Origin of the sequence: Streptomyces sp. NPDC051018, assembly GCF_044456085.1 — a bacterium.
In the GTDB taxonomy this organism is placed as follows: domain Bacteria; phylum Actinomycetota; class Actinomycetes; order Streptomycetales; family Streptomycetaceae; genus Streptomyces.
In genome coordinates this window covers 20,140-44,605 of the sequence record NZ_JBITFN010000031.1, presented here as the reverse complement: position 1 = coordinate 44,605, position 24,466 = coordinate 20,140, and the positions used below count along the sequence as shown (strand labels likewise).

At 71.2% G+C, this 24,466-nt stretch carries 16 protein-coding genes, 1 pseudogene and 1 CRISPR repeat array; of the genes and pseudogenes, 6 read left to right on the top strand and 11 right to left on the bottom strand.

The window, feature by feature from the left end:
* Nucleotides 1-2 precede the first annotated feature (2 nt).
* From cas6e to cas3, 6 genes are all read right to left on the bottom strand, one after another.
* Nucleotides 3-833, bottom strand: coding sequence for a type I-E CRISPR-associated protein Cas6/Cse3/CasE (cas6e, locus tag ACIBCM_RS33160; RefSeq protein WP_399249810.1), 831 nt, complete (start codon nucleotides 831-833; stop codon nucleotides 3-5).
* A 5-nt stretch (nucleotides 834-838) separates the two neighbouring features.
* Nucleotides 839-1,696 carry a type I-E CRISPR-associated protein Cas5/CasD gene (gene cas5e / locus ACIBCM_RS33155; RefSeq protein ID WP_399249808.1) on the bottom strand — a complete coding sequence of 286 codons (858 nt, stop codon included), beginning with the start codon at nucleotides 1,694-1,696 and terminating at the stop codon, nucleotides 839-841.
* A gap of 149 nt (nucleotides 1,697-1,845) precedes the next feature.
* Entirely contained in the window at nucleotides 1,846-2,997 is a 1,152-nt protein-coding gene (gene cas7e / locus ACIBCM_RS33150) for a type I-E CRISPR-associated protein Cas7/Cse4/CasC (protein WP_399249806.1), read from the bottom strand.
* Nucleotides 2,998-3,199: 202 nt separating this feature from the next.
* Nucleotides 3,200-3,817, bottom strand: coding sequence for a type I-E CRISPR-associated protein Cse2/CasB (gene casB / locus ACIBCM_RS33145; RefSeq protein ID WP_399249804.1), 618 nt, complete (start codon nucleotides 3,815-3,817; stop codon nucleotides 3,200-3,202).
* Between the two features lie 129 nt (nucleotides 3,818-3,946).
* Nucleotides 3,947-5,665: a type I-E CRISPR-associated protein Cse1/CasA gene (gene casA, locus ACIBCM_RS33140; RefSeq protein ID WP_399249802.1), complete on the bottom strand. Its 1,719-nt coding sequence runs from the start codon at nucleotides 5,663-5,665 to the stop codon at nucleotides 3,947-3,949.
* Nucleotides 5,666-5,899: 234 nt separating this feature from the next.
* On the bottom strand, nucleotides 5,900-8,986 hold the full coding sequence (cas3, locus tag ACIBCM_RS33135) for a CRISPR-associated helicase Cas3' (RefSeq protein WP_399249800.1): 3,087 nt from the start codon (nucleotides 8,984-8,986) through the stop codon (nucleotides 5,900-5,902).
* Between the two features lie 423 nt (nucleotides 8,987-9,409).
* Nucleotides 9,410-9,986: direct repeats of the CRISPR family, unit length 28 nt; unit sequence GTCGGCCCCGCGTAGGCGGGGGTGTTCC.
* A gap of 124 nt (nucleotides 9,987-10,110) precedes the next feature.
* Here cas3 and ACIBCM_RS33130 point away from each other — a divergent pair.
* Nucleotides 10,111-10,629 (top strand): hypothetical protein, encoded by a 519-nt coding sequence (locus ACIBCM_RS33130; RefSeq protein WP_399249798.1) that lies wholly within the window; start codon nucleotides 10,111-10,113, stop codon nucleotides 10,627-10,629.
* On the opposite strand, the gene ACIBCM_RS33125 is transcribed toward ACIBCM_RS33130, so the two are convergent.
* From ACIBCM_RS33125 to ACIBCM_RS33110, 4 genes and pseudogenes are all read right to left on the bottom strand, one after another.
* Entirely contained in the window at nucleotides 10,595-11,407 is an 813-nt protein-coding gene (locus tag ACIBCM_RS33125) for an IS5 family transposase (protein WP_399249796.1), read from the bottom strand. The two genes, ACIBCM_RS33130 and ACIBCM_RS33125, sit on opposite strands and share 35 nt — an antisense overlap.
* A gap of 648 nt (nucleotides 11,408-12,055) precedes the next feature.
* Complete coding sequence (locus ACIBCM_RS33120) at nucleotides 12,056-12,262, bottom strand: hypothetical protein (RefSeq protein WP_399249794.1); 207 nt, start codon at nucleotides 12,260-12,262, stop codon at nucleotides 12,056-12,058.
* A gap of 225 nt (nucleotides 12,263-12,487) precedes the next feature.
* A pseudogene (locus tag ACIBCM_RS33115) lies at nucleotides 12,488-13,218 on the bottom strand (ferritin-like domain-containing protein).
* A 167-nt stretch (nucleotides 13,219-13,385) separates the two neighbouring features.
* Nucleotides 13,386-15,020 (bottom strand): alpha/beta hydrolase, encoded by a 1,635-nt coding sequence (locus ACIBCM_RS33110; RefSeq protein ID WP_399249792.1) that lies wholly within the window; start codon nucleotides 15,018-15,020, stop codon nucleotides 13,386-13,388.
* A gap of 932 nt (nucleotides 15,021-15,952) precedes the next feature.
* On the opposite strand from ACIBCM_RS33110, the gene ACIBCM_RS33105 reads away from it, so the two are divergent.
* The 5 genes from ACIBCM_RS33105 to ACIBCM_RS33085 all read left to right on the top strand — a co-directional run bounded on the left by ACIBCM_RS33105 (nucleotide 15,953) and on the right by ACIBCM_RS33085 (nucleotide 23,502).
* Nucleotides 15,953-16,438 carry a hypothetical protein gene (locus ACIBCM_RS33105; protein WP_399249790.1) on the top strand — a complete coding sequence of 162 codons (486 nt, stop codon included), beginning with the start codon at nucleotides 15,953-15,955 and terminating at the stop codon, nucleotides 16,436-16,438.
* On the top strand, nucleotides 16,438-17,082 hold the full coding sequence (locus ACIBCM_RS33100; RefSeq protein WP_399249788.1) for a hypothetical protein: 645 nt from the start codon (nucleotides 16,438-16,440) through the stop codon (nucleotides 17,080-17,082). Before ACIBCM_RS33105 ends, ACIBCM_RS33100 begins: the two co-directional genes overlap by 1 nt.
* Before the next feature lie 3 nt (nucleotides 17,083-17,085).
* A complete protein-coding gene (locus ACIBCM_RS33095; protein WP_399249786.1) occupies nucleotides 17,086-21,726 on the top strand; it encodes a putative T7SS-secreted protein in 4,641 nt (1,546 codons plus the stop codon).
* 12 nt (nucleotides 21,727-21,738) lie between these two features.
* Nucleotides 21,739-22,158, top strand: a complete 420-nt coding sequence (locus ACIBCM_RS33090; RefSeq protein ID WP_399249784.1) for a hypothetical protein — start codon at nucleotides 21,739-21,741, stop codon at nucleotides 22,156-22,158.
* 273 nt (nucleotides 22,159-22,431) lie between these two features.
* Nucleotides 22,432-23,502: a hypothetical protein gene (locus ACIBCM_RS33085; RefSeq protein ID WP_399249782.1), complete on the top strand. Its 1,071-nt coding sequence runs from the start codon at nucleotides 22,432-22,434 to the stop codon at nucleotides 23,500-23,502.
* A 95-nt stretch (nucleotides 23,503-23,597) separates the two neighbouring features.
* Here the strand turns inward: ACIBCM_RS33085 and ACIBCM_RS33080 are convergent, their stop codons facing one another.
* Nucleotides 23,598-24,293, bottom strand: coding sequence for a pyridoxamine 5'-phosphate oxidase family protein (locus ACIBCM_RS33080; RefSeq protein WP_399249780.1), 696 nt, complete (start codon nucleotides 24,291-24,293; stop codon nucleotides 23,598-23,600).
* Nucleotides 24,294-24,466 lie beyond the last annotated feature (173 nt).

Genomic DNA, 24,466 nt, shown 5'->3' with positions numbered 1-24,466 from the left:
GCTCAGCCCTTCCCGCCGGGGAGGGGAGCGAGGGTGAGCAGTCCGCAGCCGTATGCCTTCGACGGGCCGATCCCGCCGAGGAGGCGAGCGGTGAACAGCGCGGGGTCGGTGACGCGAAGACGCCCCTCGAAGGTGGCGCTCCGGAAGGTGACACCGGCCCCCTTGCCGTTCTTCTGGAAGGAGTGGCGGTGCCGGGCCGTGATGCGTACCTCTCGCAGTGGGTCCGGAATCCTCGCCGGCGGCGTTTCCCGCTCAGAGGGCGATTCCGGGGCGGGCCGGAGACCTGCGGACGTGGGCTGTTCGAGGCCCGGAGCGGGGGGATCCGTCCGGGACGCGGGGATGGCGAAACCCCAGCGTTCGGTACGGCTGAGGAACCAGTCGAGCTGGGCGGCGGCGGTGCGGTGGCCGATCCGGAACCCTCGTACCCGCTTGTGGTCCGTGCTGGCGGCGATACGCGCGGCCTGGGCGGGAGTGGGGGTCTGCGGCGACTGTGTGTTCTGGACCGGGCTGGCCGTCAGGCGGAACGCGAACTCCCTGCCGGTCGCGATCCGGGCGAGGAGCGGGGCGTAGTCACGGATCGCCGCGTGGTCACCTTCGGCGGCGGGCCAGCCGGCCTGTTCGATCACATGGGTCCAGTCCGGCTTGGACCGGGTGAGGACGTACAGGTGCGGTCGGCGCGGATCGTCCGCGTCCAGCCTCCACAGGACGCGCTCGCTGTTTTGTGGGCCGGGAATGCCTCCCATCACGGCGCCGTGCATGGCGCGCGGGTTGGACAGCAGCTTCCGGCTCTCGGCGCGGAGGGGGTTGATGCGGATCCGGGAAAGATAGGTCATGGCGCTCACCAGCCCAACAGGGCGAAGGGGTCGTGTCCGGCTTCGTCGTCCGGGCTGTCGGGGGAGTCGTCTTCGGCGTTCGGAAAGCCGGTCGGGATGCTCAGCCAACGGTGTCGGACACGTCGGCTGGTGAAGCTGCGGGCGTACGGGTCGAAGGAGACCGGTGCGTCGTGGGCGACATCGTCGCCGTCGGGATCCTCCAGGGTGACCGAGCAGTCGATGCGGGCCGGGTACAGCGGACGCCCGAGCCCTCGCTCACGGCCGAGCCGGGACGCGTACTGTTCACGGCTCCGCCGGGACACCAGCCAGGGCTCCTCCGTCAGCGCCTCCTCAAGGCCCGGTCCCCGCAGGCCGAGGGAGACCGGCTGGCTGGGCGGGCAGGAGCGGCGGCCCAGCGCGAGCGGGAAAGCAGGGGCCCGTACGGCCAGGTCCAGCGCGCTCAGCACGGCGCGCGGACCGGCCACCGCGGCGAGGAAGACCGCGTCCTGGAGGTAGTAGCGGGTCGTCACATGCGTGTGTTTGGCCGGAGACGTCGGCTTCTGGACTCCCTTGGCGCTGACACCGGACTGGGGCAGCGCCCGCCCCCGGTAGTCGCTGACGGTGTGATAGTCCCGCAGCAGGGTTCCCGGCTGATCGACGCGGATGCCGAGCCGCAGCGGCAGCAGTTCCCCGAGCGGGTCCTCGCGGGCGAGACCCGACGCGGCGGCGAGGAGACCGATGACGCCCGACTTGGTGGGCTCCGGGCTGGTCTCCCGGCGGTTGAAGGCACTGCGGGTGCCCCAGGACTGGAGCGGCCCGGCAAGGCGCAGCAGAAGTACGGCGTCGCTGCCGACCTCCGGGCCGGACGCCGGTTCGGCGCCCACGCAGGGCGCGAGGCCGACGCCCGGCCCGGACGTAGAGCCAGCGCCCAGGTCCGAGGAACGTCCGGCGCCCGGCCCGGACGTAGAGCCAGCGCCCAGGTCCGAGGGGTGCCCGGTGCCCTCGCCGGCGGGAGGGCCGGGGGTGGGGGAGGTCATCGGGCGGCCTGCTTGAGGGTGTCGGTGAGATGGCTCCGCAGGCCGTGCAGGAGCTGCGGGAAGGCGAGGGGTTCGCCGAACGTGGTCTTGAGCAGCTCAGCCGTGTCACCCGCCTCGGCGAAGGTGTGGCAGAGTCCGGTGTAGGCCGGTGCGTCACCCCAGCAGCGCATCGCCCTGCCGTGTTCACGTGCCAGGTTCCGCGCGGATGCCTCCGCGAGGCCCGCCGAGACGCTGACCGGTTCTTCGAAGGCGGAGACGAGATTGACCGGCTGGTCGGGGCGCACCGCGACGACGACCAGGCTGGGTAGCGTGCGGTGTGCGAAGGAGTTGCCGTAGCCGGTGGGCATGGACCGGGCGAACGAGGTCACGAACTCCTCGACGGCGGTGACGGCCGCCTCGTCGTCCGTGAGGTTCTCCCGGAGCTGGTGAAGGCCCACGGTGGCATAGCGATAGAGCGTGGCGGAGTTGAATCCGATGGTGCCGATCATGCCGGCGCCCGTCTCTTCCTCCGTCTGCTCGTCGTCAACCGCCGTGAAGTAGTCGAACTCCAGCTCGACCGCATGGGTCGACAGGGCGTGGGCGACCTGTGTGGCCGCGTCCACGTTCAGGGCGGGGATGTCCGCCACCATACGTCCGAAGAGCGCGACGTCCATGGGGTGTCCGGTGCTGAACTGCTCCTGCACCGGCATCAGTTTGATCTCTTCCGCCAGCTGGTCGTCGTCCAGAGCGGAGAGCTCCGCCGCACGCTCCCGAACCAGCGCGGCGACCGCCGCGAGCTGTCGTCGTCCGTAGAAGAAGAGGTAGGCGGTGTCTCCCTCCTTCTTCCCGGCACTGATCTTCAGCCGCGCCAGCAGGGCGCTCGCCAGACGGGCCGCCGCCTCGTCGTCCAGGCCGGTGCCGTCGGTGATCAGTTCGGTGAGTGCGGCACCGATACGCCGGGTACGGGTCGCCAGGTCCTGCTCGGGGATCCGCTCGGCGAAGTGCGTGCGGGTGGCGCGCTTCCACGCCTGGGACGAGACCCGGGAACGGCGTACCCCGCCGAAGTACGCCTCCTTGGGATTGCCCTGGTCATCGCGGTTGAGGTTGGCCGGCGGCACTGTCTGGAGAATGTGGATGTCGATATACGTACGGGACGCGGGCAGCGCCATGGGGTCCTCCGGTGGATGGGGTCGGCGGGTGTGGTGCGCCGACGGTCCGGTACTGCCGGACGCTGCTTCGGCGAGCCGCCTTGAACGACGAATCGGGTGACGGTCGGAGCGGGAGTGACGAGCCTGTCGGCGCGGGAGCGGGAGTGACGAGCCCTTCAGCACGGGAACGGGAGGTGCGAGCCCCTCGGCACAGGGGCGGTCGTTACGAGTCCTTCGGCGAGGCGCCGTTGCCCGGGCGGGCGCCCCAGGCGTGGTACGCGAGACCCCAGCCGCGGCGGACCTGCTGCCGGGAGCCGGGGGACTTCCAGCGCTGGATGTCCAGGAGCAACTGGTCGTAGTCCACCGGCTGTTCCACGGCACGGAGTTGCGTGATCAGTCCGCGCAGCCGGTAGACCAGTGCGGAGACGGACGTGGTGTGGACCGTGGCCGCCACCCGCCGGTCCACGGCTTCCTCACTGAACCGCTGGCTGTGGTGCAGGGTGCGCAGTGCCGCACCCATGGAGATCCCGGGCCGGTGCATGGGCCGGCTCTGGCTCTGCTGATGAAGACCGTAGAGCGAGAGGGCCGCGTGCTCGGCTTCCAGTTCCGGTGTGACCCGTCCGTCGATCGGGCTGGTGTAGAAGCGCCAGAGTTCGGGGACCGCCCCGGCCTCGCGCCCCAGCCCGGCGCGCATGGCGGCCAGGTCCTCCCCCGGTGACCGCATCGCGGTTCCGCTCGCGTGATCGGTACGCCAGTTGCCGCTGCCGTCCACTCGCCGGGTCCAGTAGCGACGGCGGGCGGCGGTGGGTGCAGCGGGGTCCGGCTGCGCGGTGGTGGACACGGCGGTCCCCCTTCGGTGAGATTCGATGGAGCGGGGCGGTCGGTCGTGAGGTGGCAGGGCGGCCACCGGGCGCGGCCGGGGAGGGCGCGGCCGTACATCGCGGGCCGTGCCGGGCCCGGACGAGGGGCGTCAGCCCTTGCCGCGCCCAGCGGCACGGCGGGTGAGAATCGTGTCGAGTCGTTTCCGGAAGGCACGCTCGGCCGTACTGAGCCGGTAGACCTGTTCCTTGCCGTCCTTGACCACCGTGCGTCCGGTGAACAGCCCGGGCGCCGCGGTGGAGAAGATCTGTTCCGCCACTTCCCAGGTCATCCGCTCGGCCTTCAGCTCCCACGCCTCAAGACCGCGCTCCGAGCGGTCGAAGTCCTCGCCGACGTCGCGGAGACCCGCCAGCAGCCGCCGTACCACGGGATCGAGCGCGTGCAGCAGCGTGTCCCCCGGGCGCTGCCCCTTGTCCCAGGGAATCGGCTCACTGCCGGCTGCCCTGCGGAGATCTCCGGAGAGGTGGTTGACGGCGGTGGCGAGGTTCTCCGCCTGTCCTACGGCCCCGAGCAGGGAGTCGTAGACGATTCCCTCCGGATCCAGAGCGGTGATCGGAAGCGGGATCTCGTCGAAGAAGACGTCCTCGATGACGGCGGACTGGTTGCCGTACGTGATCCCGGTCAGCTCGACCTGGAGCGGGTACGCCTGCGGCATACGTGCGCCGATCGCGCGGAGCCTGCCCAGCAGGACACTGGTCTGGAAGCCGGACCGCGCGGCGGTCGCGTCGTCGTCCCGGCTGTCCTTTTCGATGGCCAGCAGGGCTTCCAGTCCACGCCAGGCGGCCCGCCCCGGCTGATGGCGTCGAGGGCGAGGTGTGTTTCCCGATCCGCCCTTGGCCCCCTTCCTCGCGCGGGAAGCGGGGCGGTCCGTGTTCCACGCCGTGTGCGGATCGCTGAGGGGGGTGCTGGTGAGCCGGTCCCCCGCGGCGACGACGACCCGGGTGACCCGCGGCCCGGCCGGAGTCTCCTCGGGAATCAGGCGGATCCGGCGCGACTGCCACGTCCATACGTCGAGCAGGCCGCGAGCGGCTCGGGTCTGCCAGGCGGGCAGGGCGCACGAGAGGGTGTCCTCGACCTCGCCCTCCCTCGCGCGGCGGCGCCACTGGGGGCGGTCGTCCGACAACAACGCCTGATCGAAGGGGATGTTGAGCAGAAGGGTCTCGTAGACGGTCCGTCCCATGGGCATGATGACGCCGAGCTGTCCCAGCGGACCCACCGGATTTCCGGTCGTCTTCCCCGACTTCGCCTGCGGATCACCGACGACACCCGTCTTGATGGCGGCGGTGTCCCAGCAGTGCGTGTGGAGCAGCCAGTGGGCGGCCTGTGCCGGAGTCAGCTCCAGTGGATCGCCCTCGGTACGGGACGAGAACAGGGGCACATTGTTTCCGGTGGCGGCGGTCGCCACCAGCAGGGCGGATCCCTTGGTCTCGCCCTTCGCCGTGTGGAGACCGGCGACCTGCGCGAAGGGATCGACGGGATCGAACAGGTCGAAGAGGTGCCCGTATGTGTCGAGATAGGCGGTCAGTCGCTGCCGCTGCTCCTCGGTGAAGGCACCGGCCCGGAACATCGCGATCCACTCGGTGGCGTTCGCCGGGCGCCCGAGCGCGTCCACGACGACGGGGAGCAGCAGCTGACGGAAGATCGCGGGCTTCTGTGTGGGCAGTTCGACCACGAGATCCTGGAACCGGTCGGCGTCCAGGAGCAGTCGGCGTAAGCCGACCGCCCGCACACTGCCGGCTTCTCCGCCGTCCCCCACGACATCGTCCGCGGGACGCACGGACAGCCAAGGTTCATCCAGCAGATTGAACAACTTGCGTATCCCCCAAAGCTTTTACGTCTACGTCGTTCGGCGATAGCGTCGCACACCCTCACCTCCCGTGCAGGGGAAATGAGAAGATGACCGAGGCCCCTCGCGATCAAGGTGTTCGCACCGTTCGCACCGACGGGGATGCTCCGCTTTTCCGTCTGTCCGACGGATCGGCCCCGCTCCGAGCGGGGGACAGCGGGTCGGTGCGGGAACTGTCCCCACCGCCCCGCGCACCCCCTATCCCGCGGCGGATCGGGCCTCGGCGGCCACGCCTTCCACCAGCCCCAGCTTGTCGTCGTAGTGCAGCCGCCGCTCGCCGAGAACGGCACCACGCCCGGAGTCCAGGACGAGAGCCGGGCTGTATCTCAGCCTCGGATGTCCGAGCCAGCCGGGCAGCGGGCCCAGCCCTCGTACGGCCTCCTCCGACAGTTTGGCCGGCAGCCGCACCGTACCGCCGAGCACCTCGTCCAGCAGTTCGTCGGGGACGTCACCGTTGACCGTCAGGCTCCGGCCCCGCAGGGTGCGGTACGTGGTGCCGTCCTGGATCACGAGAACGACCTCCGCGCTGAACTCGCCGTCGCGGACGACGGCGTCCAGGTCCTTGTCCCGGCCGCCGCCGGGCAGGCGGGCGAAATGCAGTCCCGCGAGGGTGCCGCCTTCCCTGTCACCTCGGCGGGTCAGGACGAAGTCGGCGGCCTTCTCGGCTCGTTCCCGTTCCTCGGCCTCCCACCGCCGCCGCGCCGCCGCCGCGTCCTCGCGCCATGTCGCCGGCAGTATGTCGTCCGGGGTCCCGTAGCCCGCCGCGACCAGCTCGGGCACCTGACCGGGAACGCTCCATTTCCCTTTGTCGTCGACGGCTTGGGACAACAGAGCGGCGGTACGCAGCAGCAGATGCCGTCCATAGATGGCCTCGGAGGCGCCGAGGAAGCGCGGGGACTGATGGTGGAAGACTCCAGTGGTACGGGTGACACCCGCGGTCGCCGCGACGTCGTCGTTTCCCTCGCCGTCGTTTCCCCCATCGTCCTCAGCGTCCCGGCCGTCGAATCCGGTGATCACCACACGTGGGTCAGGAAGTCCCTCGGGGCGGACAACGCCGTCATGGCGGTGCAGACGCCCGATGCGTTGGAGCAGGAGGTCGATCGGGGCCACGTCCGTGATGAGGATGTCGGCGTCGACATCGAAGGACTGCTCCGCTATCTGTGTGGCCACCACGATCAGCCGGGGTCGGGGGCCCTTCGGCTTCTCCGCCGCCCTCGGAGGGCCGAGCCGCCGTAGACACTCCTCGATCCGGTCCGCCCGAGGCCCCACGGCGATCCGTCCATGCAACAACAGCACGTCGTCATCGCCGAATTGGGCGCACAACGTGGTGTAGAGAGCTTGCGCTCGCTCGACGGTGTTACGAATGACCAAGGCGCATCCGTTGGCAGCAAGGGCGGTGCCGAGAAAGGCAGCGACCGATGCGTCGGCCTCTTGCCGCGCCTGCTCCTTCTGCTCCTTTGTATCGGCCACATCCCGAGCCTGTTCCCTCTGCTCCCGTCGAGATCTCGCTGCGGGCACCCGCTCCGGCAGGAACTCCAGTGCGACGTCGAGGGAAGCGCGCCAGGAGTCGCACGACGTCACGTCGAAGCGGGGCCCGGAGCCATCAGGTGACTGCCATGCCGAGGTCACCGAGGGATAGCCCCCGGGATCAGGAAGCCCCTCGGCCGTGAACTCCTCGCGGCCGGCCGCACCGGCGAGATAGGCATCGATCAGCTCCTGGCGCTGGCTGGGAGGCAGCGTCGCCGACAGCAGCACTACGGGCGTCCCGGCCTGGCCGAGCCACCGCAGGCCCTCCACCAGGAACTGCGACATATAGACATCTGCGGCGTGCACCTCGTCCAGCACCACGACCTTGCCCGCCAGGCCCGCCATCCGGAGCATCACATGCTTGGTACGGGTCGCAGCGAACAGCAACTGGTCGATCGTGCCCACCACAAAAGGGCACAGCAGTCCGCGCTTGGCGCCGAGGAACCACTCGGCCGGGCCGCGGGCCACCGGCTGAGCGGAACCTCCGTGGAAGGCGGCCACCCCGGGGCCGTACAGATCGTCGTCCCCGCATTCGCCGTACTCGTCGATCCCGCCGTACCGGGCTTCCGGATCGTCCCCGCCTCCGGTCTCGCCGAGAAGGTCACGCCATTCCTTGTTGAACATGCGCTTGCCGTGCAGCAACGCGACCTGGCCGGCCAGTTCCTCGTCGATGCCGCCGACCCACGATCTGACCTGTCCGAACATCGGGTCGCTGGTGGACTGGGTCGGCATCCCCACGAAGACGCCGTCCGCGCCGAACTTGGCGGCCAGGATCTCGGCCGCCATCAAAGCGGCCTTGGTCTTGCCTTCCCCCATCGGCGCCTCGACCACCAGAAGCCCGGGGGCTTCCATGCGCCGCGCTGCGTCCATGACCAAAGCCTGCGAGAGGCGGGGGCCGTGCCCGAACCGGTCACCAAACGTCTCCGGCCCCGGCTCCGCCAGTCGCCCCCAACCGCCACGGAGGCGGAGCTTCCCCCAGGCGGCACCGGCCCGCTCCCGGGCCTTGGCGATATTCACCATCGCCAAGGTGTCCAGACCGATGAAGTGCTTCTCGTCACTGGCGATCCAGTCCGCCATCACGATGAGCCCACTCAGATGCAGCTGGGCCGCCCGGGACGGCGCCCGTACCGGCTCGACCTGTAGGACGTCACCGAAGCCGAGTTCCGCGCCGAAGCGTTCGACCAGGTCCGCTTGCGCCCGCCGCCAGCGAGGGCCACCGATGTTCTGCCCCCTGCTGCCCCGGGGTTCGTACGTGGCACTCTCATCGGGGAACGCACCGTGGTGACCGGCCACCAGGGGCCACAGCCAGCTCATCTGCTCGTCGCTCCAGCCGGCATCCCCGAGGACCGTACGCAAGACGAACGCGCCCGCCCTGTCATGGCGCCACTTGAGCCTTGCCCTGGCAAGGGTGGGTTCGTGCCACTCCAGCCCGGCCGCGCGGACCGCCTGCGCGCCCTTCGGCCACATCCGCTGAAAAGCAGGGGTCGCCTTGCCGCAGTCGTGGATCCCGCACAGCCACGCGAAGAACCGCCGCCCCTTGCCCGCCCCGCCGGCGACGTCGTCGACCATCCACTTCGTGGACGGCGCCAGAAACCCGTCCCAGATGCACTCGGCGACCGCTGCCGTATCGAGCAGATGCGACAGCAGGAGGTTCATCGTCCCGCCGGCCTTGTCCTCGGACTTGCCCCACAGCACGCCGAGAGCGTCAATGCCGTCGCCACTGCCACTGCCACTGGGCCGTAACTGGGCTTCCGCCATGGTGTCTCTCCCCCCTTGATGAACTGATCGGCAGCCTAGAGTGCCCCACTGACAACGCCGACACTTTGATAGGTTTTGATCTTGTTTGACCACATCATGAGCCGGGGTACGCGGGCCTCAATCCCGACAGAAGTCGTTGCGCGCCACGTGAGCCGGGTGCCTGCCGCTCAACTGCGCGCCCGGCACATAGCGTTGAGCTGGTCGCTTCCCGTCGCTTCCTGCGACGCAACCGCAGGCTGCGCGGGAACGGGTAACGTCGGGACCATGGGAGACAGATCGATCTTCTTCACACATAGGGCCTCCACGGTTATGACCCTGGTGATGCTCCATCCTCGCCGCGCGAGTCGGAAGGGCAGCCGTGGCTATCTGCGCCAACTAAATGAAATGGCCGCAGATCGCTGAAAGAACCCCAGGTCAGCAAGTGTCGGCCCCGCGTAGGCGGGGGTGTTCCCCAGCGGCGAGCTGCCCGAGGCGCCCCCGCGCTGTCGGCCCCGCGTAGGCGGGGGTGTTCCTCTGGAAAAGGCCGGCGAGGGGCTTCCGGGCGAGTCGGCCCCGCGTAGGCGGGGGTGTTCCGTGCCCGCATGGACGGGGCAGGAGTGTCTCCCCGTCGGCCCCGCGTAGGCGGGGGTGTTCCGCAGACCTACGACCAGACGCGGACGCTGACCGGGTCGGCCCCGCGTAGGCGGGGGTGTTCCGGTCATCTCGGCGGAGTTCTCGTGCGAAGTCGGGTCGGCCCCGCGTAGGCGGGGGTGTTCCCTGCTACGCCGGGCCGAGGCTGCCAGCACGGAGGTCGGCCCCGCGTAGGCGGGGGTGTTCCGGTGGCGGCGTCCACCGCGCAGAAGGTCCTTGCGTCGGCCCCGCGTAGGCGGGGGTGTTCCCCGGCAGGCCGGCCTGCTCCTCGGCTCGCTGGAGTCGGCCCCGCGTAGGCGGGGGTGTTCCGTGGACGCCGCCCTGGTGGAGGCGTTCGGCACCGTCGGCCCCGCGTAGGCGGGGGTGTTCCAGGGCCTGAGAAGCTGTTGTCTTTCCGGATCTGACGTGTGGGTTTCCGCTGGTCAGGTGTGATGTCCGGGTTGTTGAGGCAGTCTTCGGCCGTCGTGTTCGTTCCCGTGGTGTGGAGGTGGCGGATGCCGTCGATGCGGGCGGTGCTCGAGCGCCGTGAGAAGGCCGCTCTGGTGCGGGTGGAGGAGCTGCGGGCCGAGTTCGAGCTGGTGCGGGCGGCACTGGCGGAGGCGGAAGAGGTGCTGAACCATCGGGTGATCGGCCTGGAGCAGTATCTCGAGGCGCTGACCGAGCAGGACGGGACCACCACGGCGGTGGTCCCCGGGCCGGGAGTGGCCGGGACTGCCGTGGAGGAGCCTGCGTCGGGGACCGGGCCGAGCAGGACGGTGGCCCGCAAAGCGGACGGGGTGTCGATCAGGGTCCTTGGCCCGGACTACCGGCACATCATGGCCGTCTTCGAGGAGACGGGCGGCGACAGTCTGACCGCGCGGCAGGCGGCGGTTGCACTGGGCTGGGACACCGGCCCGCCGGCCCGGGTCGAGGGTGCGCGTGGCAGGCTGAAGCGGTTGGTGGAGCGGGGCTGGCTGGTCGAGCAGAGGCCGGGCCGGTTCACACTGCCCGTGCCAAAGCCTGGTGCCGTGTAGTGGTGCGGCGGGCGAGGCGGCGGCTCATCACCATGGTCATCGACCAGAGGATCAGGGCTTCGCTGCTGGTCTGGAGGGTCTCGTAGTCGCGGGCCAGGCGCCGGCTGCGCATGAGCCAGGCGAACGTGCGCTCGACGACCCAGCGGCGGGGCAGCACGAGGAAGCCGCTGGTGTCGTCGCCGCGTCTGACCACCTCCAGGACGAGACCGAGTTTCCGGGCGGCCCAGTCGACGAGGTGGCCGGTGTAGCCGCCGTCGGCCCAGACCAGCCGCAGTTTCCGGAAGTCCTCCCGCAGGGCGGGCAGCATCGTGCGGGCGGCGTCCCGGTCCGTCGTTGACGCCGGTGTCACCAGCACCGTCAGCACCAGGCCGAGGCAGTCCGTGACCAGGTGCCGCTTGCGGCCGTTGATCTTCTTCCCGCCGTCGTAACCCCGTGAAGCACCCTTGACGGTGGCGTCCGCCTTCACCGACTGCGAGTCCACGACGGCCGCCGTCGGCCCGGTGTCCCGGCCCTCCGCGCGGCGCACCTGGTCGCGGAGCCGTTCGTGGAGTTCACGGATCAGGCCGTGATCGCGCCAGCGGCGGAAGAACGCGTAGACGCGGTCCCAGGGCGGGAAGTCCGCAGGCATGGAACGCCACTTGATGCCGTTGTCGACCAGGTAGCGGACCGCGTCGAGTATCTGACGGTGGCAGTAGCCCTCAGGCCGCCCGCCCCGGCTCTCCATCCACGCCGGCGTCGGGAACGCCTGCCGGACCACCGCCCACTCCACATCGCTCATGTCCGAGCCGTAGCGGGGCTCCCGGCCCGGACGATCAGCCGCGTTCCCGAACCTGTGGGCGAGACAGTCACACCCGAGGGTGGACGAACTGGACTCCGAAGACGTGACTACGCAAAACTGCGACACCAGGGCCTCTTGTTCCTCGCCGGCTTCAACAACCGCGAGCTACCAAGAGGCCCTTCCTGCATGCGCCCACGGCAGCCAAACCACCCGATCCAGCACCCTGTTCGATCACGAACGACCACACGCTCGAAAGGACAACGGCCACTGAGCAAAACGGCCGCCGCCCACGTCCGTCGGCCCCGCGTAGGCGGGGGTGTTCCGCAGGTGAGGCTGGCGGCTTGGGGTACGCCGAGGTCGGCCCCGCGTAGGCGGGGGTGTTCCCCGCTCCTGCACAGCCGGGACGGGGGTGGGTGTGTCGGCCCCGCGCAGGCGGGGGTGTTCCGCTGGCGTACGACCCCGAGCGCCCGACCGCGCTGTCGGCCCCGCGTAGGCGGGGGTGTTCCGGCTGAGGTGTGGCCACGGCTCGGCATCAGGGGGTCGGCCCCGCCCCGGCGGGGTGTTCCCCGCGATGACAGGCACAGGGGCGAAGCGAGACGGGCGCCCCCGGTTCGCGCCGGGGTTCCCGCCGTAACGCGGCGGGCACCGCTACTGGCCGAACAGTGTGCCGATGCCGCCGTGGCCGTCGGGTCCGCTCCACACCGCGGACGCCAGCCAGAACGGGAACCAGAACACGTCCTCCGGCAGGACGGGGGCGGCGATGAACCAGACGAGGGGGAGGACGGCGAAGATCAGGCAGCAGCACCGGCCGCCTCTGCCGGCGGTGGACGGCTGCCTCGTCGGGATGTCGGACATAGGGCGAAAATATGCCGCGCCCACCGTTCGCACATGAGTACCCGTACTCACGGCGGTCCCCGCGGCGGCTGGGCGAGATATCCGCCGTGACCTGGGACAACGCTCATCGGGTTCCAGCAGTGTTCGCACCGGACCCCGGCCGCCGGACCGGGAGCAGGGGTTCACCCGGTGCAGGCGCACACCCGGAGCAGGGGTTCACCCGGAGCGGAGGTTCACCGTCGGTAATCAGGCCGCGTTCGACCACACGTCCCGGCGGGCGCGAGGATCTCGGAGACCACCGTGCCGGACGAGGCCATGACGTCGCCCAGGAAACGCAGGCGCCCGACGCCGAGCCTGCGCAGGGCCGGGCCGTGGTCGACGGCGACGACGGCGGAGACCGCGAGGAGAAGGAGCCGCCATCCGGCCGTCAGCGGGCGGCGCAGGGGGCGGGGCAGTTCCGCGAACGCGGCGTGCAGGCGCTCGCAGTGGAACGGGACGTGGCGCTCCTCGTCCGCCAGGATCCGGCCCGCCACCTCCGAGGTGAGCGAGTCGTCGGCGCCGTCCCGCAGGGCCCGGTAGAAACGCAGCGCCACCACTTCCGCGATCATCAGCACCAGCAGTTCCGTACGCAGGCCCATCAGGCGCCGCAGCCGCAGGAAGACCTCGTCGGTCCAGTGGCTGTTCAGCGTGGGCACGCCACCCGTGGACAGGAGCAGCGCGAGAACGCGGGCGTGGTTCTGTTCCTCGGCGACGAACAGCCGGACCGCTCGCGCGTAGTCGGGGTCCCCGGCCTCGTCGGCCTTGGGGATGAGGTTGGCGCCGTCACCGTCCTCACCCACCTGGAAGCGCTGGATGCTGCGCCAGACCGCCGGATGCAGGGTCGCGCCCCGGCCCCAGTCGGGGTCGCCCTGGGTGTTCCGGCGCTCGCGCTCGTCCTCGAACCGTCGTGTCCACGTGGCGAATCCGTCCCCAGGCACCTGTTCCCCGTCTCCCCGTCCGTCCAGGGCACGCCACCGTGCCCTGGAGAGGGGGACGTCAACGGGAATTCAGCCGTTCCACCGGAGCGGATATCACGCCTGGTCGCAGCCCGCGCGGACCGCCGCCCGCCCGGCGACGGGAGGCGGGGTGTGTACGCGGGGCCGGCTCAGGACACCGCCCCCGGCACCACGGGCCGGACGGCGGGCGCGTCTTGGCCGCCGGGCGGGCCGGGCGAGGGGAACGGAGCGGTGTCCTGGTCGCACACCGTGCCGGCCGGCGGGAGGGTGCCGTCGATGAAGTAACGGCTCTCGTACTCCTGGACACAGCTGCTGGGATTGCCCAGCGCGGTGTGCCCGTACCCGTTGAGGGTGAGCAGACGCGCGTTGACCAGTTCCCGGACCATGGCCTGCGCGTTCGGGTAGGCGGTGGCGGGATCGTAGAGCGGGTTGACCACCAGGACGGTGGGTGACGTGAGTCTGTCCCAGGGGCCGGTGTAGCGGTTGGCGGGCCGGGCGGGCCAGGTGGCGCACGGCTCCGAGGCCCAGGCCCAGAAGCGACCGGCGTCCCCCGCACGGGCGGCGGCGATCTCCTCCGCCCGGTGATACACCTCGACGTCCTGTGGATTGGGGCTGTCGGAGCAGAACACGGCACCCGCCTGCTCCTCGCCCAGATACGGAACCGGGACCGGGACCGGGGAGGTCGAGGGCGGGGGCGGTCCCGGGACGCGGCCCCGCCACAGCTCCTGCAGTCTGCCGGCGAGTTCCGTCCACCCGGGGTGGACGGTGTAGAGGCCGTTCACCGTGTCGGCGACCGTCTTGGCGTAGGTCCAGGCGCCCACCGGACGGTCCCGCAGGCGCCGCATCAGCCGGTCGAACTTGTCCCGGGTCGCTTTCGGGCTGCCCGCGGAGAACGCGCAGCGGTCCGTCGTGGTGGAGCCGCACAGCGTGAGGAACCGGTCCAGGACCTCGGCGGCGCCGACGTCCGTGCCCATGCGCAGGAAAGTCGGAAGCGCGGGGTCGATGTCCGAGCCGTTGTCCGTCCATGCCCGGGGGTCGATATTGCTGTCGAGGGTCATGGCGCGGACCTTGCCGGGGAAGAGATTGGCGTAGGTGGCGCCCAGGAACGACCCGTAGGAGGTCCCCAGGTAGTTGAGCTGCGGCTCGCCCACCGCCTGGCGGAGCCCGTCGAGGTCGCGTGCGGTGTCGGCGGTCGACACATGGCGCAGCAGTTCCGGGTCCCGCTTCTCGCAGAGCCGGCCCAGTTCGGCGTAGGCGGCGATCCAGGCCGCCCGCTGCTGCTCGCCCACGGGGAAGCCCGCCGGTTTGCCGGAGGCCCAGACGTCGGCCGCCTCAGGGGTGTCGAAGCAGCGGACCGCGGTGCTGTTGCCTATCCCGCGCGGATCCCAGCTGACGATGTCGAACCGCTCCCGCACCTCTCGCGGGAAGAACTCGTACCGGTCCGGCATCTGCACCGTTCCGGGCCCGCCCGGGCCTCCGGGGTTGAAGAACAGCGTGCCGATACGCCGCCCGGGCCCGGTCGCCTTCCGTTTGATCACCGCCAGATCGATGGTCCGGCCACCGGGGTCGGCGTAGTCCAGCGGCACCGTCGCGGTCGCGCAGTCGAACGGGCTGCCGGCGGAACAGGGCCGCCAGTTCAGCCGCGGTACGGGCCCCGCGGGAGCCGGCCTGCCTCCGGCGGGAGCGAAGTACGGCTCGGCGAACACCGTCGAGCAGATCACCGCTGCCGCGAGGGCGGCCGCCGTGTAATGGCGGCGGGCGGGTGGGAATCCGGATATGCGCATACGCCATCCCTCCTCCTTCATGGGTCGGGTGTCGGATGCGCCGATGTCCTGGGCGCCGGCACGCATCCGCATCCACACCACCGTGATCCGGGGGGCCGCGCAATCCGGCGACGGCCGAATGCGGAACGGCTTACGCCGGTGGGGCGGAGGCGGAACGGCTTACGCCGATGGGGCGGAGGCGGTGGTGACGGCGGCCTGTCGGCGACGGTGTCCGGCGGCGGCCGCCCGGACTCCGGTACGGGACCGGATCCGATGGCACGGGCCGGGCCTCCGGCCGGTGACGGGCGACGACGGCGGCCGGACCACGGCGGGCGCGACCACGACGGACCCGGACCACGGCAGACAGGACCACGACGGGCGCGACCACGACAGACGGCACCACGGCAGACAGGACCACGACGGGCGCGACCACGACAGACGGCACCACGACGGACGGGGCACGGCCGCCCGTCCGTCCCCGTCAGTTCTCCGACGCGGTCGGCCATATGCCCGGGCACCCGGCTGTTGGAGTGGCCCGAAGTGAGCTTTGCCGGTGACGCGGTTGAGGCGGACGCCCCCGTCAATCCGCCGGCCGGGCGAACTCAGTCCCTGACGATGCTGTCCCGCCCTTTGCCTGACAAGTCCCCATTCCGCACGGCAGTTGCCCCTGCGGATGGAGACCAGGGGTCGGAACCCGTGGTCCCCGCGCATGGAGGGTCCGGCCCGCTGGATGGAATGTTCATTCCAGCGCGCGTTCGGTGCTCCGGCCCCCGGTCAAGCTCTCCGGGGGGCCGTGCATGAGGTCCGGAGCGCGCCCGGTCAGGACGGGCAACCGGCCCCACGGCAGCCGTATGTGCCCTGTCCGTAACCGACTTGGAGATGACTGGCCAGTCCAGCGGACCGTGTTCTACGGTGCTAGTACTGCACGGGTGCAACGCGGAGGGGGATCCCCGGTGGGCGCAGGCACGGGAGCCGGGCTTCAGGGGCGGATCGCCGAACAGCGGGCGGGGAGCGGTGATCCCCGGGCGCTCGTCGGGGAGTTGAGACGGACCCTGCTCCTGGTACCACTGGACGGCGGAGGGCTCTGGACCGCCCGGTCCGGCGGGGTGCGGTGGATCTGCGGGTTCACCGACGAGGGCGCGCTGGCCCGGTTCGCGCTGGCTCACCAGGGCACCGAGGGCGCCGCCCCCGACGACTACGGACGCGGCCAGAACCACGGGCACGGACACGGCCCGGCAGGTGCCGTGCGGTCATGGGAGTACGCCGCCCTGCGCGGGGCACGGCTGCTGGACGAGATCATCCCGGCGATGGGCGAACCCGCCGGGATCGCCGTCGATATCGCCGATCCGGACGGATCGATGGTGTTTCCACCGGTGAAGGGCATCGTGCCCGACGCGGTCGCCGTCGACGCCGATGAGCCGCACGGGGGGCGGGGCTGATGGGTGGCGCGGAGGATCTGAACGTCAGCAAGGCGAGCGTGCGGCTGATCACCCAAGGTCTGCGGGACGCGGTGTCGGAACTGCGGGACTCCGGCACCGGTACGGGCTCGGTCCTCGGCAAGGGGTTCTCGGACCTCTCGATGACGGGGATGGAGGCCGGTCACCACGGCCTCTCCACCGACTTCGAGGACTACTGCGAGCGCTGGGAGTGGGGCGTACGGGCCCTGATCCAGGACGCCAACACCATCGCGGCGAAACTGGGCCTCGCGGCGGGGCTGCTCTGGGAGGAGGACCAGTACGTCCAGGGCACGCTGAAGGTCGCCGTGAACTCCGTCGTCGGCAATCCCCACGCCTCCGAGGAGGAGGTCGTCAAACAGGGCTGGGGCGATGTGTTCACCCCGGACTATCTGAACCCCGACTACAGCCAGGAGTCGTTCCGGCGGGCGGGTGAGGAGGCGGAGCAGACCTGGAAGGACACCGGCCGGGCCCTGGTGACCGAGGGTATGGGCGGTCAGCGCACGAGCGCGCTCAACGATCTCATCGGCGTGGACCAGGGGGACTTCGACCGGGCCGTCGACGAGACGTTCGGGCCGTCTCCGGAGGAGCGGGCCCGGCAGCAGCAGAACGACGGCGGGGGGAACTGACCGGTGGGCATCGGGGACTTCGTACCGGATGTGATCGAGGACAAGGTCGAGGACGCGACCGAGTGGGTCGGCGACCGGGTCGAGGACGCCGGGGACTGGACCGCCGACCGGCTGGAGGACGTGGGCTGGGACTCCGGCGCGGACTGGGTGCGTGAGCAGTCGCGCTCGCTGGCGAACCGGATGGGTGCCGAGGTCGACGAGATGGACCTCGGCCAGAGCGAGGACAAGACGAAGCTGGTCTACGGCTCCCCGTCCAAGCTGCGGAGTACGGCGACGAATCTGAAGGATCTCCAGCGGTCCTTCAACAAGGTCGCCATGGGGTTGAAGGGCCTGGACTCCTCGGCGTTGAAGGGGCAGGCGGCCGACGCCTTCCGCTCGACCGTGGCGATCGAGCCGCCGAAGTGGGTCAAGGGCTCCGAGGCGTTCGGGAAGGCGGCCGGCGCGCTGGAGACCTTCGCGTCGACGGTGGAGTGGGCGCAGGGTCAGGCGCAGCTCGCGATCGACAAGTGGAAGGCGGGCACCAAGGCGTCCGAGGACGCGCTGAACGCGCACAAGTCCCAGGTCGACACCTACAACAAGGCGGCCGACGCGTACAACGCCAAGCCCGCCGACCAGCGCGATCCCGCCACACTGCCGCCCAAGCCGGGCGCGTTCACCGATCCGGGCAAGGCCCGGATGGAGGAGGCGCAGCAGATCCTGGCGGAGGCCCGCAGACAGCGCAACACGGCCGCGGAGACGGCGCGCTCCGCGGTGCGGGCGGCCCGGGACACGGCCCCGCCGAAGCCGTCGTACGCGCAGCAGTTCCAGGACGGCATGGCCGAGCTGGAGGTGATGCAGACGCACCTCGGGGGCGGCATCATCAAGGGCACGGCCGATCTGCTCTCCTTCGTACGCAGCGTCAATCCGATGGACGCGTACAACATCACGCACCCCGCGGAGTACGGCCTCGCGCTGAACAACATGGGCGCGGGTCTGGTCCAGGTCGCGAACGACCCCTGGGGCGCGGGCAAGCAGATCGTCGACGGCTTTATGAAGGACCCGGCGGAGGGCTTCGGCCGGCTGGCGCCCGACGCGCTGCTGACCGCCGCCACCGGAGGCGCCGGCGCGGCCGTCAAGGGTGTCCGGGTGGCCGGGGAGGCCGCCGACCTCGCCGTCGACGCCAACCGGGCGCGCAGGGGTGCCGACGAGGCCGGGAACGGTACGTACGACCGCTCCGACGGCCGCCGGGTCACGACGGGCACCGACCCGGTGGACCTGGCCTCCGGGCGGATGTTCCTGCCGCAGACGGACGCCTCCCTGCCGGGCGCGCTGCCGCTCGTCTTCACCCGCCGGGTGGAGTCCGGTTACACCGCCGGCCGCCTCTTCGGGCCCTCCTGGTCGTCCACCGTCGACGAGCGTCTGGAGATCGACGCGCGGGGGGTCGTCCATGTCACCGCGGACGGGCTTCTGCTGACCTATCCGCATCCCGTTCCGGGGGTGCCGACCCTGCCGGAGTCCGGTGCGGCGCTCTCACCGCTGGACCGCGACGGGACGGGCGACTACACGGTCACCGACCCGGCCACCGGTCTGGTACGCCACTTCGCCGCACCGCCCGGGGCCGATCCCGGCGAGGACGGCGACGCCTGGCTCGTACAGGTCAGTGACCGCAACGGCCACACCATCACCGTCGACCGGACCGACGACGGGAGTCCCCTGGCGCTCGCCCACTCCGCGGGCCACCGGCTGGCGCTGACGGTCACCGACGGCCGGGTGAGTGCCCTGGCGCTGGCGCCCGCGGACGGCGGGGCGGTCCTGCCGCTGATGGCGTACGGCTACACGGACGGCGACCTCACCGAGGTCACCGGGCCGTCCGGCGGCACCCTCACCTTCGAGTACGACGACCGTCACCGGGTCACCGCCTGGATCGACTCCAACCGGCGCCGCTACGACTACGCGTACGACGACCGGGACCGGGTGATCGCCGAAGGCGGGGAGGCCGGTCATATGACCCTGCGGCTCTCCTACGGCGAGCCCGACCCGGCGACCGGGCTGCGCACGACCACGACGACCACGGGCGAAGGCCATGTCCGCCGGTTCACCGTCGACAGGGACTGTCAGATCGTCGCGAGCACCGACCCGCTCGGTGCCACCACCCGCTTCGAACGCGACCGGCGCGGCCGTCTGCTGTCCCGGACCGACCCGCTCGGGCACCGCACCGGGTTCGCGTACGACGAGAACGGCCGGATCGTCCGGATCACCGGCCCCGACGGGCGTGAATCGCGGACGGAGTTCAACGGCCTGGGTCTGCCCGTGAAGGAGACCGGCGCGGACGGCCGGGTCCGGCGCCACACCTACGACGAGCGCGGCAACCGCACCTCGGTGACGGAGTCCACCGGCCGGACCACCCGCTTCACCTACGACGGCCTCGGCAGGCTGACCTCGGTCACCGATCCGCTCGGCCACCGTACCGCCGTCCGCTGCGACCGCGCCGGACTGCCCGTCGAGGTCACGGATCCGCTCGGCGGGATCACCCGCTACGAACGGGACGCGTACGGACGGCCGATCGCCGTCACGGACCCGCTCGGCGCGACGACCCGGCTGGAGCGGACGGCCGAGGGCAGGCTCACCCGGCGCGTCTTCCCGGACGGCACCGGGGAGTCGTGGACCTACGACGGTGAGGGCAACTGCACAAGCCATACCGACCCCATGGGCCTGACCACCCGGTTCGAGTACTCCCACTTCGACCTGATGACCGCCCGCACCGGCCCGGACGGCGCTCGCCACGAGTTCCGTCACGACGCCGAGCTGCGCCTCGTCAGTGTGCACAACCCGGCCGGTCTGACCTGGAGTTACGCCTACGATCCGGCGGGCAACCCGGTGCGGGAGACGGACTTCGACGGCCGGACCCTCACCTACGCCTATGACGCGGCGGGACGGCTCGGCTCCCGTACCGACGCCCTCGGCCGTACGACCGTCTTCGAGCGTGATCGAGCCGGGCGGGTGGTCCGCAAGGAGGCGGACGGGCGGGCCACGACGTACGTCTACGACCACAGCGGGCGACTCGCCCGGGCGGAGAACGCCGACAGCGTGCTCACGCTGCTGCGGGACCGTCACGGCCGGCTGCGTTCGGAGACCGTCAACGGCCGGCGGACCAGCTACACCTATGACGTCCTCGGCCGCCGCATCAGCCGCACCACGCCGTCGGGGGCGGTCAGCACGTGGGAGTACGACGCGACGGGCAACCCGACCCGGCTCACCGCCTCCGGCCGCACCCTGGACTTCGAGCACGACGCCGCCGGCCGGGAGACGGTCCGTCTGATCGGTGAATCCCTCACCCTGACGCAGGTGTTCGACGAGGTGGGGCGTACGGCGTCCCAGCATCTGGCCGGGCCTTCGGGGGAAACGGTCTCCCGCCGCGCGTACGCCTACCGGGCCGACGGCTGTGTCACCGGTATCGAGGACCATCTGCGCGGCACCCGCACCTTCGACCTCGACGGCGCGGGACGCGTCACGGCCGTCCACGCGGCGGGCTGGTCCGAGCGCTACACCTACGACGAGGCGGGCAACCAGACCACCGCCGAGTGGCCGTCCACCCACCCGGGCCACGAGGCCACCGGCCCCCGCACGTACAGCGGCACCACGATCACGCGCGCCGGGAACGTCCGCTACGAACACGACGCCCTCGGCCGCGTCACGCTCCGCCGGAAGACCCGGCTGTCCCGCAGGCCCGACATCTGGCGCTACGAGTGGGACTCCGAAGACCGGCTGAGCGCCGTCACCACCCCCGACGGCACCCGGTGGCAGTACGCATACGACCCCCTGGGCCGCCGTATCGCGAAGACGCGTATGGGCCCCGACGGTTCCACCGCCGTCGAGCGCACCGACTTCACCTGGGACGGCTCCACCCTCTGCGAACAGACCACCGCCTCCCCCGACCACCCCCGGCACTCGGTCAGCCTCACCTGGGACCACGACGGGCTGCACCCCCTGACCCAGACGGAACGCATCCACGAGACCGACGGTCAGGGGGCCGTCGACGAGCGCTTCTTCGCCATCGTCAGCGATCTCGTCGGCACACCGACGGAACTGGTCGACGAGAACGGCGACGTCGCCTGGCGCACCCGTGCCACCCTCTGGGGCTCCACCACCTGGGCGGCGTCCAGCACCGCGTACACACCTCTGCGCTTCCCCGGCCAGTACTACGACCCCGAAACCGGGCTGCACTACAACTACTTCCGCACCTACGACCCCGAGACCGCCCGGTACTTCTCCCCCGACCCCCTCGGCCTCGTCCCGGCCCCCAACCCGGTCACCTATGTCGTCAATCCGCTCACCTGGGCGGATCCCTTCGGGCTCACTCCGGACTATCCGCCCGCGGACCCGCTCGCCGAGGAGATCGCGAGGCACGCGAACGAGGAGGCGATCCGCCCGGACGGAAACGGCACGCACTATGTGCGGGGCGTGCACCCCGAGGCGATCAGGTACTACGTGGACGGGGTGATCAACGGCGATGTGCCGAATGTGGAGGTACGGTACGACCTCAGAAACGGGCGGGTCGGATACTGGGATCCGGACAAGGAAGTCGTGGTCATCGAGGACGGCGACGGCGGTACCGTCTTCACACCACGAGGCGGAAAGGCCTGGTTCGACGATGTTCTCGAATGATGGGGTACGGACGTGTCGGGGGACGTAGGGACGGCGCGCCTGTCCTCGGACGAGACGGGGGCGCTGATGCAGTTGCTCCACCAGGCGATGGAACTGCGCGACGAGACCCTCGCCGACATCGGCTGCGGTCCCGGCGAACTCGCCGCCACACGCGCGGCGCTGCGTGAGCTGAAGCAACGGCTGAAGGCCGAGGACATCACCGCCGTCGGCTTCTCGGCCGATCCGGCGCTTCCTCCCTCGGCGCCTCCCGTCCTTGAGCCGGGCGCCGACGAGCGGCTGCTGGAGGTCCGGGTCCCGCCCCGGACGGGGCAGTTGTGGAGAGCGATGGCCGGGCTGGCTTTCACGGCGTTCGGAGAACGGGAGTTGTTCTACCGCACGGGCCGGACCCACGAGGAACTGGAAACGGCGCTGGGCCGCTTCTCGTTCTCCTGAGGGTTCCCGTGAGATTCCCGTGAGGTTTTCCCGTGAGGGGTCGTCCCGCAGGGCGCGCCTGAATGCGGCCGGGGGTTCCTGAGGTCTCCTGAGGTCTCCTGAGCCACTGAGGGCTGCTGAGGCCCGGAGGTCCAGGAGTCCCGTGCACGCCGTACCGGTGAGGCGGACCCGGCGAAGGTGGCCCGGGCCGGGCCGGGCGGGTGAGGCGGACCCGGTGAGGCGTGCCCGGATCCTCGGTAGCCTCACGGGCGAGCACGGGAGCGAGGTGGGCTCATGCCGGGACCGGCGCGGGTGAACTGGCGGGAAGCGGCCTGCGTACGGTGTGCGGGCGCGGTGGCGGCCGGGGCCGGGGTGCTGCTGCGGAGCCGTTCGGGGAGCTGGGTGACGTATCACCCGGAGCATGCGCCGGAAGCCGAGCCGGGTGGTATGACCTCGGACGTCGACGCGTTGCGGGTGAACGAGCGGGAAGGGGAGTGCGAGGCGTGCGGCGGGTCCGTGGCGGCCCGCACCGGCGTCCTGGTGCTCGCCCTGCCCGGGCACGGGCACGGGAAGTGGCGGGTGGCCCACCGCGAGCACGTCCGCGAGGCAGCGCCGCCCCCGAGGGGCGGGAACCCCGGCTGGCACCGAGGGCGCCTGATGGCGCTCGACATCGCCACCACGGGCAACCGGTACGGCGTCGACCGGATTCTCGGTGCCGCGGTACGGGTCACCGACGGGCCCGCCCGGTGGTGGCTGGTCGACCCCGGCCCCGAGGCGGTGTCCGTCTCACCGCGCAAGAACCATCGCCTCACGGTGGAGCGGGCTCGGGCGGAGGGCGTTCCGGCGGCCCGGGCGCTGGAGGAGCTGGCGGAGGTGCTGACCGGGCAGTTCGCCTCGGGGGAACCACTGGTGGCCTGGTTCGCCCCCTTCGTACTGACCTCCCTGGAGGCGGAGCTGCGGCGCCATGGGCTCGCCTCTCTCGCCGATCGCGCCCCGCACGGCATCACACCGGTCTGCGACCCCCTCGTACTGGACCGGCGCGCCGACCGCACCCGCCTGGGCGGGCGCTCCCTGGAGGCCGTGACCGAGTGGTACGGCGTACCGCACGGCTCCGGCCGGACGCCGTACGACCATCCCGGCGATCCGCGCTGCGACGCCGAGGCGGCCCTGGCCCTCGCGTATGTCGTCGGCGCCTGTTTCCCGGGCGTGGGGCGGCTGTCGGCGCCGGTGCTGCACGCGAAGCAGACGCTCTGGTACCGGGATCAGCAGAGGGAGTTCCTGAACCGGGCGCCCGACGCCGAGGAGGCGGCGTGGCCCGTCGCGGAGGTCCGGGTACTGCCCTGGCGGGACCACGACGCCGGGTAGAACGCGCGTGACCCGGCGGGCGGTGGACGGCTCGGCGGTCGTCCCCCCGTTCGGCGGTCGGCTCGTGGAAGGGGCGGCTCGTGGGGCGGCGGGGCTCAGGCTTCGGGGAGGAGGGTCGCCGGAGTACCCGCGCGGGAGGCGATGTGGGGTGGCGTGTCGATGCCCTCGGGGAGTACGGGGTCGGGTACGGGTTCGCCGAAGGACAGGGTCATGGGGAGGGTGCCCGCCCAGATGCCGAGGGCGGCGTCGGGGCCGTCGCCGTCGTCCGGGGGGCCGGTGCGGATCTTGACGGAGGCCTCGTCCAGGGACAGGGCGAGCAGCGCGGTGGCGGCCAGTTCCTTGCGGCTCGGGCGGCGGGCGTAGTCCCACTGGCCCGGGGTGGCGTGCTCGGTGAGGCGGGCCAGGCCGGTGAGTTTCTCCTCCGGGTCGGTGACGAGGCGGGGGGTGCCGTAGATCATGGCGCTGCGGTAGTTCACCCCGTGCTCGAACACCGAGCGGGCGAGGACGAGTCCGTCGACATGGGTGACCGTGACGCACACCGTCGCGTCCGGCGAGGCGACCAGGCTGCGGCTGGCGACCGAACCGTGGAGGTAGAGGCTGTGCCCGTCGGTGCCGTAGACGGTCGGCACGACCATGGGGTGTCCGTCGACGACCACGCCGAGGTGGCACAGAAACCCGGCGCCCAGGATCGCGTCCAGGGCGGCACGGTCGTCGCGCCCCTGCTCCCGCAGACGGCGGTGGCGGGTGCGTTCGGTCCCGGACAGCGGGGTCGGGCGCGGGCTCTGCTGCATATCGGCTCCTGCGACGGGCCCCGGGAGGCAGGTGCCGGGGTTCGGGATTCGAGGTTCGGACGCTGCCGTGTTCGGTGGCCGGGGATCCGGTGGTCACAGGTCGGCGGTCACGGGATCCGGAGCCGGAACCGACGCGGCCGGAGACCTCGCCCGGCCTTCGGGACCGGCGCCCG

Excerpts from the sequence above, each read along its gene's own strand:
- cas6e (WP_399249810.1), bottom strand. The coding sequence starts at position 833 with ATGACCTATCTTTCCCGGATCCGCATCAACCCCCTCCGCGCCGAGAGC.
- cas7e (WP_399249806.1), bottom strand. The coding sequence starts at position 2,997 with ATGGCGCTGCCCGCGTCCCGTACGTATATCGACATCCACATTCTCCAG.
- cas3 (WP_399249800.1), bottom strand. The coding sequence starts at position 8,986 with ATGGCGGAAGCCCAGTTACGGCCCAGTGGCAGTGGCAGTGGCGACGGC.
- ACIBCM_RS33130 (WP_399249798.1), top strand. The coding sequence starts at position 10,111 with ATGCCGTCGATGCGGGCGGTGCTCGAGCGCCGTGAGAAGGCCGCTCTG.
- ACIBCM_RS33125 (WP_399249796.1), bottom strand. The coding sequence starts at position 11,407 with ATGAGCGATGTGGAGTGGGCGGTGGTCCGGCAGGCGTTCCCGACGCCG.
- ACIBCM_RS33120 (WP_399249794.1), bottom strand. The coding sequence starts at position 12,262 with ATGTCCGACATCCCGACGAGGCAGCCGTCCACCGCCGGCAGAGGCGGC.
- ACIBCM_RS33110 (WP_399249792.1), bottom strand. The coding sequence starts at position 15,020 with ATGCGCATATCCGGATTCCCACCCGCCCGCCGCCATTACACGGCGGCC.
- ACIBCM_RS33100 (WP_399249788.1), top strand. The coding sequence starts at position 16,438 with ATGGGTGGCGCGGAGGATCTGAACGTCAGCAAGGCGAGCGTGCGGCTG.
- ACIBCM_RS33085 (WP_399249782.1), top strand. The coding sequence starts at position 22,432 with ATGCCGGGACCGGCGCGGGTGAACTGGCGGGAAGCGGCCTGCGTACGG.
- ACIBCM_RS33080 (WP_399249780.1), bottom strand. The coding sequence starts at position 24,293 with ATGCAGCAGAGCCCGCGCCCGACCCCGCTGTCCGGGACCGAACGCACC.